Annotated in this window: 12 protein-coding genes; 5 read left to right on the forward strand and 7 right to left on the reverse strand. The window is 68.3% G+C overall.

Features of this window, described 5'->3' with window-relative positions:
- Window positions 1-35: 35 nt before the first annotated feature.
- Genes ricT through R3E10_11070 form a run of 3 tightly spaced genes read right to left on the reverse strand, consistent with a single transcriptional unit; the run spans window position 36 to window position 3,646 of the window.
- Window positions 36-881 carry a regulatory iron-sulfur-containing complex subunit RicT gene (ricT, locus tag R3E10_11060; GenBank protein MEZ4416273.1) on the reverse strand — a complete coding sequence of 282 codons (846 nt, stop codon included), beginning with the start codon at window positions 879-881 and terminating at the stop codon, window positions 36-38.
- Between the two features lie 10 nt (window positions 882-891).
- The gene (locus tag R3E10_11065; protein ID MEZ4416274.1) at window positions 892-1,851 is read right to left on the reverse strand and encodes an acetyl-CoA carboxylase carboxyltransferase subunit alpha; all 960 of its coding nucleotides are present in this window, start codon (window positions 1,849-1,851) and stop codon (window positions 892-894) included.
- A gap of 37 nt (window positions 1,852-1,888) precedes the next feature.
- Entirely contained in the window at window positions 1,889-3,646 is a 1,758-nt protein-coding gene (locus R3E10_11070; protein ID MEZ4416275.1) for a M1 family metallopeptidase, read from the reverse strand.
- A gap of 138 nt (window positions 3,647-3,784) precedes the next feature.
- Between R3E10_11070 and R3E10_11075 the strand changes: the two genes are divergently transcribed.
- Window positions 3,785-4,141: an Hpt domain-containing protein gene (locus R3E10_11075; protein MEZ4416276.1), complete on the forward strand. Its 357-nt coding sequence runs from the start codon at window positions 3,785-3,787 to the stop codon at window positions 4,139-4,141.
- 55 nt (window positions 4,142-4,196) lie between these two features.
- Here the strand turns inward: R3E10_11075 and R3E10_11080 are convergent, their stop codons facing one another.
- On the reverse strand, window positions 4,197-5,198 hold the full coding sequence (locus tag R3E10_11080; GenBank protein MEZ4416277.1) for a response regulator: 1,002 nt from the start codon (window positions 5,196-5,198) through the stop codon (window positions 4,197-4,199).
- 175 nt (window positions 5,199-5,373) lie between these two features.
- Here R3E10_11080 and R3E10_11085 point away from each other — a divergent pair, with 175 nt between their 5' ends.
- Window positions 5,374-6,180, forward strand: coding sequence for a hypothetical protein (locus tag R3E10_11085; GenBank protein MEZ4416278.1), 807 nt, complete (start codon window positions 5,374-5,376; stop codon window positions 6,178-6,180).
- Between the two features lie 91 nt (window positions 6,181-6,271).
- Here the strand turns inward: R3E10_11085 and R3E10_11090 are convergent, their stop codons facing one another.
- Window positions 6,272-7,528 carry an MFS transporter gene (locus R3E10_11090; GenBank protein MEZ4416279.1) on the reverse strand — a complete coding sequence of 419 codons (1,257 nt, stop codon included), beginning with the start codon at window positions 7,526-7,528 and terminating at the stop codon, window positions 6,272-6,274.
- A gap of 549 nt (window positions 7,529-8,077) precedes the next feature.
- On the opposite strand from R3E10_11090, the gene R3E10_11095 reads away from it, so the two are divergent.
- Window positions 8,078-8,749 (forward strand): OmpA family protein, encoded by a 672-nt coding sequence (locus R3E10_11095; GenBank protein MEZ4416280.1) that lies wholly within the window; start codon window positions 8,078-8,080, stop codon window positions 8,747-8,749.
- Window positions 8,750-8,916: 167 nt separating this feature from the next.
- Here R3E10_11095 and R3E10_11100 read toward each other — a convergent pair whose 3' ends face one another.
- Complete coding sequence (locus R3E10_11100) at window positions 8,917-10,050, reverse strand: glycosyltransferase family 4 protein (protein MEZ4416281.1); 1,134 nt, start codon at window positions 10,048-10,050, stop codon at window positions 8,917-8,919.
- Between the two features lie 491 nt (window positions 10,051-10,541).
- On the opposite strand from R3E10_11100, the gene R3E10_11105 reads away from it, so the two are divergent.
- Complete coding sequence (locus R3E10_11105; protein ID MEZ4416282.1) at window positions 10,542-10,853, forward strand: hypothetical protein; 312 nt, start codon at window positions 10,542-10,544, stop codon at window positions 10,851-10,853.
- Window positions 10,854-11,052: 199 nt separating this feature from the next.
- Complete coding sequence (locus R3E10_11110) at window positions 11,053-14,019, forward strand: hypothetical protein (protein MEZ4416283.1); 2,967 nt, start codon at window positions 11,053-11,055, stop codon at window positions 14,017-14,019.
- 64 nt (window positions 14,020-14,083) lie between these two features.
- Here the strand turns inward: R3E10_11110 and R3E10_11115 are convergent, their stop codons facing one another.
- The gene (locus tag R3E10_11115; protein MEZ4416284.1) at window positions 14,084-15,211 is read right to left on the reverse strand and encodes a N(4)-(beta-N-acetylglucosaminyl)-L-asparaginase; all 1,128 of its coding nucleotides are present in this window, start codon (window positions 15,209-15,211) and stop codon (window positions 14,084-14,086) included.
- Between the last annotated feature and the right edge of the window lie 313 nt (window positions 15,212-15,524).

A 15,524-nucleotide genomic window follows, 5' to 3' on the forward strand; every position in this document is an offset into this window, starting at 1 on the left:
CCGGGTCGATGGGCAGCGCGCCCGGAAGGCGCCTGTCAGTCCGCTGTTCGTCCAGAGCGATCCGCCACCTCGCTCTTCAACTGCTCCAAGGACAGCGTCCGCCGTCCACCTTCGGCGCTCTTGAGCGTCACCGTATCGGACCAGATGTCGATGGCGATGACGCGCTCGCTGCCCAACGACGTCTTGAGGGTGCGGCCCTCGCGAGGGAAGCGCCGACGGGCCTGCACATAGGTCTCGTGTTCGTACATCAGGCAGCACATCAGCCGACCGCAGCATCCGGAGATCTGCGCGGGGTTCAAGGATAGATGCTGGTCCTTGGCGAGTTGCAGGCTTACGGGTTTGAGCTCGGAAAGCCAGCTGGAGCAGCACAACTCCCTCCCGCACCGCCCCACGCCGCCGAGGAGCGCCGCCTCGTCGCGCACTCCGATCTGCCGTAGCTCGATGCGCGTGCGGAACGTGCGAGCGAGATCACGGACGAGGTCTCGGAAGTCGACCCTGCGCTCGGCCGTGAAATAGATGATGAGCTTGTTGCGATCGAGCTGCCACTCCGCCTCCGTGACCTTCATCTTGAGCTCGTGCTTCTGCACCAGCTCCTTGGTGGTCGAGCGCACCCGGCTCTCGTCTTCGCGCAGAGCGCGGGCCCGTCGGCGGTCGTCGTCGCGGGCGAGCCGTAGGATGCGCTTCTCGGGCGCGGGCGTCGCGCAGCCGTCGGACCCGGAGCACTTCCGTTCGGCGATGGAGCCCAGGGCCGACACCACGCCCAGGTCTTCGCCCCGGTCCGCTTCCACGATGACATCGCAGCCCACGCGCAACGGTAGGTCACGGAACGCGAAGTAGCTCTTGCGCGTGCCCTTGAACCGCACCTCCGCGAACGGCTTCACCGGAGCGCTCCTACTCCACCCAGTGACCCATCGCCTCGAACTTGGCCCAACGCCGTTCGAGGAGGGTGTCGATCGGTACAGCTTCCAACTCGCGCAGATGACGATCCAACACGTCCGCGAGGTTCTCCGCAGTCTGATCGGGGTCCGCATGGGCGCCGCCGGCCGGCTCCGGGACCACCTCGTCGGCGATCCCCAGGCGGAGCAGGTCGCCCGAGGTCAGCTTGAGGGCTTCGGCGGCTCGCTCGCGTTGATCGGCGGACCGCCAGAGGATGGCTGCGCAGCCTTCCGGTGTGATCACCGAATACACCGAGTTCTCGAGCATCAGGATGCGGTCGGAGACCCCCAGCGCCAGCGCCCCTCCCGAGCCGCCCTCGCCGATCACCGCACTGACGACCGGCGTGCGCAGGCGGGCCATCTCACGGAGGTTCATGGCGATGGCCTCCGCTTGCCCGCGCTCTTCCGCTCCCAGGCCGGGATAGGCTCCGGGGGTATCGATCAGCGTGATGATGGGCCGATGGAACTTCTCGGCCTGACGCATCAGACGCAGCGCCTTGCGATACCCTTCCGGATGGGGCATCCCGAAGTTCCGGCGCAGATTCTCCTTCATGTCCCGGCCCTTCTGGTGGCCGATGAACATGACCGAGCGACCCGCGAAGGTTCCCCATCCTCCCACGATGGCTTCGTCGTCGCGGAAGGCACGATCTCCGTGCAGCTCGATCCACTCGGCGGCGATCCGCTGGATGTAGTCGAGGCTGTAGGGCCGACGGGGATGGCGTGCCACCTGAACCCGTTCCATCGGCGAGAGCTCGTCGAACGTCTCGGCGCGGAGCTGCTCCAGCTTGCCCTTGAGCGCCGCGATCTCCGCCGACAGGTCGAGACCCTTGCCCTGGGCGGCGTCCGTGAGCTTCTGGATCTGCGTCTCGAGCTCCGCGATTTCCCGTTCGAAGTCGAGGTGCGGGGGTGAGGCCACGCGTTTCTCCTGCGTTCCGTTTGGGCGAGGGCGGGGATCAGCGCGATCCCGCCCGCAACTCCTTGAGGATCCATCCGTCGGGGTCCACGACCAGCTCCGTCGGCGGACCCTGGGCCTGAAAGCGCCCCTCCGTGATTCGACCCTCCACCTGGATCCGGTGCCGTACCGGGCCGGAGGTCGTTCGAGCCTCGAGCTCCATGGGCATCCGAAACGCCGGCCAGGTCGGCTTCTGGATCTGCTCGACCCGATACACGACCTCGCCGCTGGCCGCGTCGAAGCTCCAGGCGGTCTGGAAGATCGGGTATCCGGGCTTGCGCAGCCACTGATCGAAGAACCAGCCCAGGGGTTGGCCGGCGTGCCGCTCCATCACTTCCTGCAGGTCTTCCGAGCGGGCGACTCCACCGCCGAAGGCGGCGTAGTAGTCCCGGATCGCGCCGAAGAAGGCCTCGTCGCCCAGGAGTCCCCGGAGCATGTGCAGGACCCAGCCGCCCTTCGGGTAGTTGTTGGCGTTCAGCAAGGCGAACAGGTCGGCGGAGGGGGCCAGGATCGGCTGATCCACCACGTTCGAGCCCACGTACGAGCTGCGGCTTTCTTCCATCCGTCGGCGGAAGTCCTCGACTCCGTCGGCGTGCTCGAAGAAGAGGTGGCCGAAGTAGGTGGCGAATCCTTCGGAGAGCCACAAGTGGCTCCACTCGGCCTCGGTGGCTTGATCGCCGAACCACTGATGGGCGATCTCGTGTGAGACGGTGCCCTCGATGTTGGCCCCCCTCGCCAGGGCGTTCTCCGCGTAGAAGATCGCCGAAGCGTTCTCCATGCCGCCGAAGCGGGTGGAGGACTGCACGTTCATGAGCTTCTCGTAGGGGAAAGGGCCGACCAGCGACGAGAAGTAGTCGACCATCTCGGCGGCTCGCCGGAAGCTCGGCGCTGCCCGAGCCGTGTCCTGGGGGAAGACCCAGTAGCCCACCTCCACACAGCCATCGGAGCGAGGCGAAGCGGGGGCCCGCCCGCAGGCGGCGGTTCCCACGGAGCGCGCCACCAGGGGTCCTGCTCCCACGACCATCGTATAGGCTGGAATCTCGACCTCGGTCGACCACACCCAGGTGCGGTGGGCCGCGGCCCCAGGGTAGCCCAGCGCCTCGAGACGGGCAGGCGCAGTGGCCCGGGGGCCGTCCTCCAGTCGCCCGTTGGCGATGACCGACCACGCCTCCGGGGCATGAACGGTGAACCGGACGGTGGCGCGGTCCGAGGGATGGTCCACGGACGGGAACCAGAAGCGGGCCCGATTGGGCCAGTTGTCGGCGAACACCGTGGGCTCTCCGTGCACATTGGCCTGCTGGATGAGGCCGTCGTCCGGTGTCCCCGAGTACTCGATCACCACCACCCGGGACGCGTTGCCCGGGTCGGAGAGGGGCAGTCTCAGCTTGCCCCCCTCGAGGGTGGCCTGCACCGGCGTCCCGTCCACGAGCGCGCGCTGAACCGCAAGCCCGGTGAAGTCGAGGGTGATCTGCGGGGCCTGGCCGCTGGGCTGCAGCGTGAGCGTGGCGCGGGCTGCGATGGGCCCGCCATCCGGAGACAGGGCCAGCTCGACGTCATAGTGCTGGACGTCGGGCGCGGAGGCGTACTCCTGGGGCGTGGGCGCTCGTCCCGCCGGAATGGGGGCGGTCTCCGGGATGCCCGCGGCCACGGCGGCCGGCGCCGGGCCTGAGCTCGGGGGAGCGGGCGCAGAGCAGCCGGACAGGGCCCAGGCGATCAGAACCGCCTGCGGCCGAAGGATCGTGCGGCTGGATCGAATCATGCAGACTCTCCCTGGGCGCCGTGGTGGGGGTGCGACGGAAGATCCGTCGTCCCGACCACCCGGAGCAAGGCAATGTCAGGCTGGGACGAAGGTTGGGCGGAATCGCCCGACTCCTGGGGTCCCGGCGAGGCGACGGACATGGAAGCGACGAGACCCCCCGAGGCTGCGGATCGGGATGCTCTGGCCACGGAGTTCACCGAGCCCGTGGTGGTGAAGGTCGACCCCGTGATCGCGGACCTGGTCCCTGGCTACCTCAAGGCGCGGCGGGAAGAGGTGCAGCGCATTTCCGCGGCGGTCCAGAACGCCGATCTGGGCGAGCTCCAGCTGATCGGTCATCGACTGAAGGGATCGGGGGCCGGCTACGGCTTCCCCGACATCACCCGTCTGGGTGCCGCCATCGAGGACGGGGCTGGGGCAGGCGATCTGGCGGCGGTGGTGCGTGCAGTGCGAGGGCTGGTCAGCTACCTGGACGCGGTCCGGCTGGTCATGCCCTGAGTCCGTCCCGGCGAGGCTGCGCGATACCGGAGCGCGGCTCGGCCCACAGGCCGGTTCACCGTCCCCCTCGTACCACCTCCATCGGCTCCACCTTCCCGAATCCAGCGAAGCGACCCCAATAGGTCGCACAGGCCTCGATGAAGCTGGGCTTCAGGTACGGTCGATTCGCATCCGCGGTCTGGAACAAGGAGACCATTTCCTTCTTCCTCTCGACGTACTCGGACACCTCGATGAAGAGCGAGGGCTTGAAGTCCACGGTGCTGGTCTTGGTCGAATAGCTGTACAGGGTCGGCGCTTCTCGAGCGGCGATCAGAGTGGCCCGGTAGGCACCACGGTGGTCGGAGTGCAGGTCGTGCGGGGAGTGGGTATAGACGATTTCGGGCTCGAAGGCGTGCATCACCCGCTCGATCACCTGGATCGTGTCCTCGCCGTCGGTGACCTGCGAGGCAGGCAGGTCCGCGATCACCACACGCGCTCCCAGCAGGCGCGCCGACAACTCGGCCTCTCCGGTGCGTTGGGAACGCGTCCCGTCCTCTTCGCCCTGCGTCAGGACGAGAATCACGACCCGATTGCCGAGATCCAGGTGGCGGAGGAGGGCGCCTCCACATCCGCACTCGACGTCGTCGGGATGGGCACCGATCGCGAGGACGGTGGGGCCCGCCGTGTGATGGGCCGTCCCTCCCGTGCGCAGGAGCTGCTCGGCCTTCTCCACCAGTTCGCCCCGCTCGAAGGGCTTGGGGAGGAAGCCGTCGGCGCCCTCACGGATGGCCTGCGCCGCGAACGACTGGTCGCGGTAGGCCGTGACGACGAGCACCGGCGCGTCCGGGTGGAGCGCCTTGCTGGCCCGGATGACCTCCAGCCCGTCGCTGCCCGGCAGGTTCAGGTCGGTGACCACGAGATCCCAGCGACGCTCCTGGGCCAGGGCTGCCCCCCGCACGCCGTCCTGGGCGTGCGTGATGCGGTAGTCTCCGGAGAGCTCCAGCCAGCGCATCATCAGGTTCGCCTGATCGAGGCTGTCCTCGACCAGGAGAATCCGCTTCTGACCTTCCTCCGTCATCGCTGTACCGCCACCATCTCTTCAGGCCCATCGGCGAACGGGATGTCCACCCCTGCCGGGATCCTTGCAACCTTGGGGCCGTGGCCTCTGTCCCACACGTGGAAGGCGTTCGCGCCGGGGGGCGTAGGTCGAAAACCCCCGCTGGAAGGGCTGGATGGCCAAGGAGGCTGGATTCATGCGGATGGACCGAGGGTTGTTGGGGGCAGTCGCGGTGGCCGGGATGGCCCTGGGGGTGGGCGGGCTTTCCGCGCAGCAGGACCGGGGGCCGGAGTGTCGTGAGCGATGGGGCGGTGATGCCGAGCGGGCCTGCGAGGTCCGCCAGCTCGGAATCGACCGGGCTCCGGGTCGCCTCGAGGTGGACGGCGGGATGAACGGAGGGGTCCGGGTCATGGGCACCGACGGAAACGACGTCCGCATCGAAGTCGAGGTCTGGGCCCAGGCCCGTTCGGACGCCCGTGCCCAGGCGCTCATGGACGAGGTTCGGATCATCACGGACGGTGGGAGGATCCGCGCCGAGGGCCCCGAGACCGGGCGACGGGAGAGCTGGGGAGCCAGCTTCTGGATCTGGGCGCCGCACCGGACGGATCTGCGGGTGGAGACCCTGAACGGGGGCATCACCCTGGACGACCTGCAGGGCGACCTGGAGTTCCGGGCGCAGAACGGAGGAGTTCGCCTTTCCCGTCTGGCGGGGGATGTTCAGGGCCGCACCACGAACGGGGGGCTGCACGTGGAGCTCAGTGGGGACGAGTGGCGGGGCCAGGGGCTCGACGTCGAGACGACCAACGGCGGGGTGCGGCTCGAGATTCCGGAGGGCTACTCTGCGGAGTTGGTCACCGGGACCACGAACGGCGGGATGGACCTGGACTTCCCCGTCACCGTGTCGGGGCGCATCGACAGACACATCCGGGCCACTCTCGGGGACGGCGGGCCGCGGGTGCGCGTGATGACCACCAACGGCGGCGTTCGCATCCAGCGGCACTGACCGAGCGGGGTGCCCTAATCCGGGCGAAGGGGTGGGGAGGTCGGGAGCGAAGGAACGGGCGGGGGCGTGGAGCGCCTCCGCCCGTTCGCGCTCAACGAGAGCGGCTCCGCCCCGGCTCCGGGATGAAGAGCCACACCACCACGCCCATCAGCAGCACCGAAGTGGCGGCCAGGACAGTGCTGGTCTGGTAGCCGCGGAACGCGTACAGCGGGCCCGCCACGGCACCGCCGATCGCGAAGCCCACCTGTCCAAGCGCCACGGTGAGACTCATGAGGGAGCCTCTGCGCTCGTCGGAGACCAGTGCGGTCAGCAGCGCCGAGTAGGGGCTTACCCGCATGGCCACCAGGATCATGACCATGAAGTAGACGGGATACGCCATGCGCATGCTGTCCACAATGGGGACGGTCGAGATCATCACCGCGGAAAGTCCCACACACGAGGCCAGCACCATCACCTTGCGCCCGATCCTATCGGACAGTCGACCCGCCTGCGGCCCCGTCAGCACGTTGGCGATGCCGCCCACCAGAAACAGCGTGGCGATCTGCGTGGTGCTGGCGCCGCGCTCGGCTTCCAGCCACGTGGGCAGGTAGACCACGTACACCGACACCCCGAGGAACATCAGCCAATAGCCGACTGCGGCGGCGGCGATCTCCCGTCGCCGCAGCATGGCCCAGTAGTCCGACACGGCACGGCCGAGCGTGAGCTTGTGGTTGGAGCGTTCGACGGAGGGCTGGGGCACCCGGTAGAGGATGAGCAACCACGTGAGTGCCATCGTGACCGCGAATACGTAGAACGGTGCCTTGAACCCGAAGGGCTCAGCGAGCTCGATGCCGATGGGGATGCCCAGGATCTGACCCACGGCCGCGCCGCTCATGACCCATCCGGTGGCCCACCCGCGGCGGTGGTAGGGGAAGTAGTCGCCGATGTACGAGACCGCCGCGCCGCTCAGGACGCCACCCGCGATGCCTGACGCGACGCGCACCAGCAGGAACGAGGCGTAGCCGACGACGAGCGCGTGAAGGACCAACGCGACCGTCATGATCCCCGATCCGAGCAGCAGGATACGCCGGCGCCCGACCTTGTCCGAGATCGGACCGGAGATGATGGCGAACAGGCCCACCATGGCGCTGTAGGCCGTGACCAGCGTTCCGAGCAGCGCCTCTCGGATCGCGAGCTCCTGGCCGATCTTGGGGAGGATGGGTGAGATGATCATCGTCTGGCTGCTCGCTGAGAACACCAGCAGCCAGAGCGCGAAGACGATCAGGGTGGGCGAGCTGTCGGGACGTTTGCTCGACGACACCGACGGGGTCGCGGCGGGCGCGGCCTCGTCGGCGGGCGGGTGGGTCACACGGCTTCCTTGTGGACGAGGAACGGGGCGGGTGGGCCGGCCGGGGATGCTCGGGACACGTACGCTGGGGTCACGGTTTGGCTTCAGTCGGTCGGAATCGGGGTGAGCGCCGGGGCCAACATGGGGCCGAACGGCCCAGGGGGCCACGTCGAGTGGGTGAGAGCACAGCGAGCCGGAGGCGAGCCACTCGAGCCACCCGATCGCGAGAGCACAGCGAGCCGGAGGCGAGCCACTCGAGCCACCCGATCGCGAGAGCACAGCGAGCCGGAGGCGAGCCAAAATCGATCAGCGTGGGTCGAATCGAAACAAGGCGGCGACGGCATGGAGGCCACTCCCGGCGCCCCGGGCCGGTGTGGATGTTTCGTGGGAAACCGTCGGAAAGCGCACCGTTGGGCGGGCGAGGCCACGGCCCCGCCACCCCGGACCCGCCCTGGTCCCCCCGCGGCACCGGACCTGCTCCCCACCGGCCGCTGGTGAGGGGTCACCGCGCTCGGACCCGGCCACGGGTCGCCACGAGCCGGGAAACGAACGGAAGCTCAGGAGGCTTCGATGAGGGTGACTGGAACGACCGTGAAGGGACTCGCGGTCGCTGGAGCTATGGGCGTCTCGCTCATCGCGAGCGGCTGTGCCCACGTGAACCGCGAGGAGCTCGGTGTCGAGCTCGCTACCATCCGGCAGGAGATGACTGCCGGTGACCAAGCTGTCGAGCAGCGTTTGGCCGGTCGGATCGACGGCGTCGAGACGCGCGTCGATGGCATCGAGGGCCGGGTAGATCTGCTGGAGCAGGATCTCAGCGCGCTCGAGAACCGTTTCAACGTCACGGTGGAGCGGATGGCCGCTGCCACTCGCGTGAACACGCCCATCTACTTCGACTTCGACAAGGCTGATCTGAAGACGGCCGATCGCGAGTTGCTGGGCGAGTTCAGCAGCATCGTCATGCAGCACTTCCCGAACGCGCTGGTGACGGTGGAGGGCTTCACCGATCCGGCCGGCAGCCAGGAGTACAACCTGCGCCTGGGACAGCGTCGTGCGTCCGCGGTGCGTGAGTACCTGGTCTCCGAGGGCGGGATGAATCCCGACCGCGTCCGCGCCGTCAGCTACGGCGAGGATACGCGTCGTCAGGTCATCCCTGGCAAGATCCGCGAGGAGGGTCAGCAGAACCGCCGCGTGGTGATGGTCATCGACCACTCGACTGCGTCGACCGAGGTCGCGAACCGCTAAACGGGAGCGCAGCCGGACGCACGTCCGGTACAGGAACTGAGTAGCGCGGACGACAAGACCGTTGCTGCTCGTAGAAGGGGTAGGGCACCGGGGGTTGCCCTACCCCTTCGCCTTTGGTTCCGGCCGGCCTGTGGCGGGTTGGGGGACCCACCGTGCTGCGTCGGGGGTCAGGCCGACCGGAAAAGCGCTTCTGGTGCGGAAAGTGATTCCTCTTCGCGCTCCAACACTGCGCGGTACGCATCCAGGTGGAGCGAGACGCTGCGGTCAGAGCCGAACGTCTTGGTGACGTACGCTCGCCCCAACTCGCCTCGCGTCCTCCAGCGGTCGTTTTCCAGCAGGTGGGTCAGGCCTTCGGCCAGGCCGTCCTCAGGCGCCTTCGCGCCGAAGTTCGATGCAAAGTCGTCCGGGTCGATCGAGCTCAGGATCGCGGTGCCGTGGGCGGCCGCGTCCAGAAAGGATGCGGGTAGGCCGGTTCGATGCGCCGGGTTGACCAGGATCCAGCTCCTGGAAAGCAGGTCTTGGTACTCGGCGGAGAACGGGTCGACGGGGGGACGGAGCTCCAGGTTGGGCACGTGGTCCCACGCCCGCTGGATGCGCTCGGTCTCACTCGCGTCCGATGCCGAGCCGGCAGCGATGAACTGCACGTTGGGAAAGCGAAGCGCCAGCTCGAAGAAGGCCTCGGGGCGCTTCTCCGAATCCCAGCGGTCCAGCATGAAGACCGTCGGGCGCGGTGCCTTCACCAGGGCGGACGGGACCTCGATGGGGCGCGGCAAGAAGGCAGGGACCTCAGCGAGCCCGTAGAGCTGCCGGACGGTTTCCCCGATGTGGCGCGCACCGATGACTCTGAGGTCGGCCGAACGCACGGCGTTGCGCACCCGTCGACCCAGTCGGTAGTAGCGTCGATTCAGCCAGCGGCTGAGCGAGACCGGCTCGCTGCGTGGCGCCCCGATGCAAGGCCCATCCAGGGTCGGGTCCAGCAACGTGACGACGTGGCGTCGCGCCGGGCGGGCTCGCTGCGCGAAATACGTGAGCAGTGAGGGATCGATCGAGTGATAGACATCGGCGTCGATCTCACGCAGCCATCGGTACGCCTCGGCCGGACGCGCGCTGGGGAATGAGAACACCTCGATGCCGTCGAGCTCGGCGCGCTCGGGCTGGTCCGGCTGGCGTGGGACCACCGCGGTCACGCGGACACCTTCGGCGGTGAGCGCGCGCCCGAGGGCGCGGCTGGCGCGCCCGAAGCCGCACCCGCTCTGGCACCCCCAGCCGTGAAACTCGAGGGTGACGAGACAGACGTTCACTGTCTCGTCACCCGGTCAGGTGGTGACCGACGCACGCCTCCGAGACCCACGTGTCGGGGTCGGGTGGAAAGTGTGAGCTCGAAGACGTGCGCGGTCATCGGTTCTTTCTGTGCTGTCCGACCGTAGTCGGGTTACGGCCACTCCATCGAACCTCGGGATTCGCAGCGGGACCAAGGTCTCGTCCACGACTCCGCTGGGCTCGACGTGCAGATCAGGGGTGCAAAGCGGGTGCCCCCTGCCGCGGGGGCGTGCCCACGGTCGGATCCCGGGCCGGAGAGGACTTCTAAACCGTTGTACCACATACGGTTGAGTGACGCGATCCTGTGGGCGCCCCGTGTTGGAGCGGTCGTATCCTCGAGGTGTCCGGCCGTGGCGATGATGCATCTTCGCCACGAGCTTCCACCGCACTCGGGCCCGAAACCGGCCCCTTCCCGACCGCGTAGAGAGCGGTGGGCGGACCGTCCCGCCCGCACACCACAGGGAGTCGTCCGATGGACTGGGAAATCATCGCTCCGATGGTCGTCTCGATCCTCCTCATCCTCACCACCGGTGGGGTGCTGATCCTTCGACCGGTCCTGAAGCCCCTGGTCCGCCTCTTCGAGGCGATGATCCGCGAGAAGGAACGGACCTCGGCTCCCGAGCTCGGCCGGATCCGCGAACTCCTGGAGAACATGGACGCGCGCATGTCGCTGCTCGAGGAGCGCCAGCAATTCTACGAGGCTTTGCGGCGCCCCGACCGAACCGAGCTGGAGAGCGATCCGGTGGCGGGCGCGCTGCCGAGGGCGTCCGAAGGGCGCCGCTGAGGGTCGTTCGCCGCGCTGCCGACGGGCCGAGAGCGCCCGGCTGCGGCGGATCCGCCGGGCCCCACCCTGGATGGCACCCTCCGTCCAGAGGCCGTATGCTCACCCGGACCCGCGAAGCGATGGGCCGGGCCCGCATCCGACGGGTGCCGCTGCCCGGGCTCGCACGCCCGCAGTCGACCCCGGATCAGGAGCCCCGTCCGTGCGCCACCGTCCCACGCGCCCTGGAAGCCCCCGCACCCGCGCTCTACTCGCCCTCTGGATGCTGGGAGCCGGTTCGGCTCCCCTCCTGGCCCAGACCCCGATCAGCAGCGCCGACCTGGCCGATCTGAGGCCACGTTCCATCGGCCCCGCCACGACCGGCGGACGGGTACACGACATCGAGGCAGTGCCCGACGACCCGTCCACCCTCTACGTGGCCGCGGCCTCGGGTGGTCTCTGGAAATCCACCAACCGCGCCCACACCTGGGTCAACGTCTTCGATACGATGGCGGTGAGCACGTTTGGCGACGTTGCCTTGGCGCCGTCGAACCCGGACATCGTCTACGCGGGCACGGGTGAGCAGAACAACCGCCAGAGCAGCTCCTGGGGGAACGGCGTCTACCGTTCGGACGATGGCGGGAAGAGCTGGCGCCACCTCGGACTGTCCGAGACCCGCCACATCGGCAAGGTGGAGATCCACCCGAGCAACCCGGACATCGCGTGGGTGGCGGCCGTGGGGAACCTCTGGGCGGCCTCTCCGGAACGCGGTGTGTTCATGACCCGGGATGGCGGCCGCACCTGGGAGAAGACCTTGTATGTCGATGAGTACACGGGGGCGATCGACCTCGTGCTCGACGCCTCCAATCCGGATGTGCTCTACGCCGCCACCTATCAGCGTCTCCGTCGCGCCTGGGGCTTCAACGGTGGGGGACCGGGGAGCGCGATCCACAAGAGCACCGATGGTGGGCGCACCTGGACGAAGCTCGGCAATGGGATTCCTGCGGAGGACCTGGGTCGGATCGGGCTCGCGATCAGCCGCTCCAACCCCAGGGTGCTGAACGCCCTGATCGAAACCGCGGACCGGCAGACCACCGGAACCTACCGCACCGAGGACGGAGGTCAGAGCTGGACCCGCGTGAGCGGTCTGAACGGCCGCCCGATGTACTACTCCGAGATCTTCATCGATCCGACCGACGAGAACGTCGTCTACTCGCTGGCCACGGAGTCGAGCGTGAGCATGGATGGGGGGCGCACCTGGCGCCAGATCGCGGACGCCCCCACGTACGACGTGGGGGTGCATGCGGACCACCACGCCCTCTGGATCGACCCCAACGATCCCGAGCACCTCTACCTGGGAGGAGATGCCGGACTGCACGAGACGTATGATCGGGGCGTGAGCTTTCGGAAGCTGAACAACTTCCCGATCGCCCAGTTCTACAACGTCGCCGTGGATATGAGGGACCCCTACTGGGTGTACGGCGGATTGCAGGACAACCACTCGTTCTTCGGACCGTCGGAGACCCGGCGCTGGGCCGGCATCCTGAACGACGACTGGATGCAGAGTGGGTTCGGCGACGGCATGTACTGGCAGGCCGATCCACGCGACCCCCGCTACACGTACGGGAGCTCCAACGGGGGAAGCCACTTCCGGTATGACGCCATCACGGGGGACATGCTGGACATCAGCCCCGAGCCTGCGATCGGTGAGGAGCCCTACCGTTTCGACTGGACGTCGCCGTCCCTGCTCTCCCAGCACGACCCGGACGTGCTCTACGTGGCGGGCAATCGGCTCTTCATCTCCCGGGACCGCGGTGAGTCCTGGGAGCGCACCGAGGATCTCAGCCGCCAGATCGACCGCGACCGCCTCGAGCTGATGGGGGTGCGGGGCGCCGACCTTCGCATCTCGGCCAACGACGGGACGACGAGCTTCGGGGAGGCCACCACGTTGAGCGAGTCGCCGCTCGACCCCGCCGTGCTCTGGGTCGGCTTCGACGATGGCAATCTACAGGTGACGAGGGACGGCGGGCGCACCTGGTCGGAGGTCTCGCGCAACGTGCGGGGCGTGGCCGACGGCACGTACGTGAGTCGCGTCACCGCCTCGGCGCGAGGCTTGGGCGTGGCCTTTGCCACCTTCGACGGGCATCGCGACGGGGACTTCCGGCCCTATGTCTTCCGTACGGACGACTTCGGTGCCACCTGGGTAGCCCTGCACGCGGGGCTGCCTGCGCTTGGTGCGGCCAACGTGATCGTGGAGCACCCCGACAACCCCGACCTGCTGTTCCTCGGAACGGAGAGTGCGCTGTTCACCAGCAGCGACGCCGGGGCCCACTGGGCGAAGATGCCCAACCTACCCACGACCGCGTACGACGACGTGCTGATCCACCCCCGGGAGAAGGACCTGGTGATCGGGACGCATGGGCGAGGGATCTGGATCCTGGACGACACACGCCCCTTGGTCGAGTGGGGACATGCCGGGCGGCCGGCGCACCTGTTCTCCATCGCAACGGCGACCATCAAGAACTACAAGAAGGACACCTCTTACCGGGCCAACGCCGAGTTCGCGGGCGAGAACCCGCCGGATGGCGCGCTCATCACGTACAAGCTCGACGCGGGGAGCGGGCCAGCCGTGCTGCGCATCGCACGCGGTCACCAGGTGATCCGCACGCTTACGGTTCCGGGCGAAGCGGGGACGCACCGCATCAACTGGGACCTCCGTCATGCTCGGGCAGGTTCGGAAGACGTCTGGACGAGGCACACCGCTCCGGGCTTGGCGCGCCCCATCGAGGAGCGCGGGCCCTACGTCGCGCCCGGCCGCTACACGCTCACGTTGGAGGCGCGGGGGGTACAGTCGTCGCAGACGCTGGATGTGCTGGGCGACCCTGAGATGGCGGTCACACAGGCGCAGTACGAGGCACGCGAGCGCTTCCTGCTCGATCTGTTGGCGTTCAGCGACGAGGTGCGGGAGGCGATGCGCACGGCCGGGGTGCAGGGTGGCGGCTTCGGGCGGCCCCAAGGCTCCCCGAACGATCCCGCCAATCGCCTGCGCGCCGTGTTCCGCACCGTGCAGGGCGTCTACGGCGCGCTGAACGGTGGTCAGGTGAGACCCGGCACGCTCTACCCGCCCACAGCAGCGCAGCGCGAGGCGGTGGCGGACGCGAAGCGGGTGTTCGCGGAACTGCGTCGGTAGACACGACGCGCGCGGGTCCGGCGGCCGTGCTCGCCTACGGCCGCCGGAACGCGCCTCCCGCCTCTCACCGGTCCAGCGGGGACCCTTCCAACAGCCCTTCCAGCCGGGGTGCCTCCGATCCGTGCGCGGTGCACAGCGCGTAGGTGCTCTCCCCGCTGCCATACAGGGCGACACCTGCGTGCCGCCCCTGTGCATCGATCACGAAGAAGCGGATGTCGAAGGCGGGCAGGCCGCGATCGTTGAGCAACCGACTCTCCACGGTGTTTTCCTGGATCCGCCTCAACGCGAACATGCCAGCGTCCTTCGGGTGCATCCCCTGTCGGAGCTGCTCGACGATGAGGAAGGACGAGAGGTTGTAGAGGTTGGCCTCCCCGCGCCCGGTGGACCCGGCGGCCCCCACGCCGTCGGCGACGTAGAGCCCCGCTCCCAGAATCGGTGAATCGCCGACTCGTCCGGGGATCTTCCACGCGAGGCCGCTGGTCGTGGTGACGCCGCACAGGGAGCCGTCCGGGCCCAGGCCGTTGCAGTTGATCGTGCCCCAGAACGAATCGCCGTCCAGGAGTCCCTCGCGCACCATGTCGAGACCCGCCTCGTAGCCCACCCGCCTGCGCGATTCCGGATCGGGATAGTGCTCGGGATCCACCCGGCGCTTCCACTCCAACCACAGTGCCCGGGATCGCTCGGTGTTCAGGTCCTCCTCGACGGTGAAGCCGAGCTTGCGCGCGAACTCCTGCGCGCCCCGGCCCACGAGAAGGTGGTGGTCGGTCAGCTCCATGACGGCCTTGGCCACCTTGGACGGCGTGCGGATGCCCTCCAGCGCGGCCACGCCTCCCGCTTGTCTGCGCGGCCCGTGCATGCAGGAGGCGTCCAGTTGGACCACGCCCAACTCGTTGGGAAGGCCGCCGTAGCCGATTCCCGTTTCCTCGGGATCGAGTTCTGGGATGTTGACCCCGGCGATCAGGGCGTCGAGAACGTCTTCTCCCCGCTCGATGCGGAGGAACGCCTCTTCCACGGCGTTACGCGGCCCTCCGTTCTTGAACTTGTAGCCGCTGGAATCCGCGATGACGATCGGATCCACCGCGCGACGCACGAGCACCTCGGGCGCTTTCCGTTCGTGCGCATAGGGTGTGGTCGGAAGCGCAGCTCCCAGACCGAGAGCGGTGGTCGAAGTGAGAAAGGTTCTGCGCCGCATGGTCGTCTCCGTTCTGCCGGGGCCGTTCCCGGCATCATTGACGGAGGACGCAGGCGCGCACAACCCTGGATGGCTGACGCTGTGGCAGGGAAGCCATGTCGCGCACGTTCGGGGTGGCATGGTTCTGGGGCCCGTACAGGACCGTCCCTCCCGTGGGAAACAATGCCGGGCCCGCGGGTCGGGCCCGGGGGAACCTGCATCCCCCGAGCCCACGGCGGACGCTAGGAGCGCCCCCCGCCCTGGCCGCAGACAGGCAAGCCTGTACCGGTAACCGGGTCATACGCACCCGTGACGGTACAGCCGTCCGACAGCA

The sequence above is a fragment of the Gemmatimonadota bacterium genome, from assembly GCA_041390105.1.
Lineage (GTDB): Bacteria > Gemmatimonadota > Gemmatimonadetes > Longimicrobiales > Gaopeijiaceae > JAGQIF01.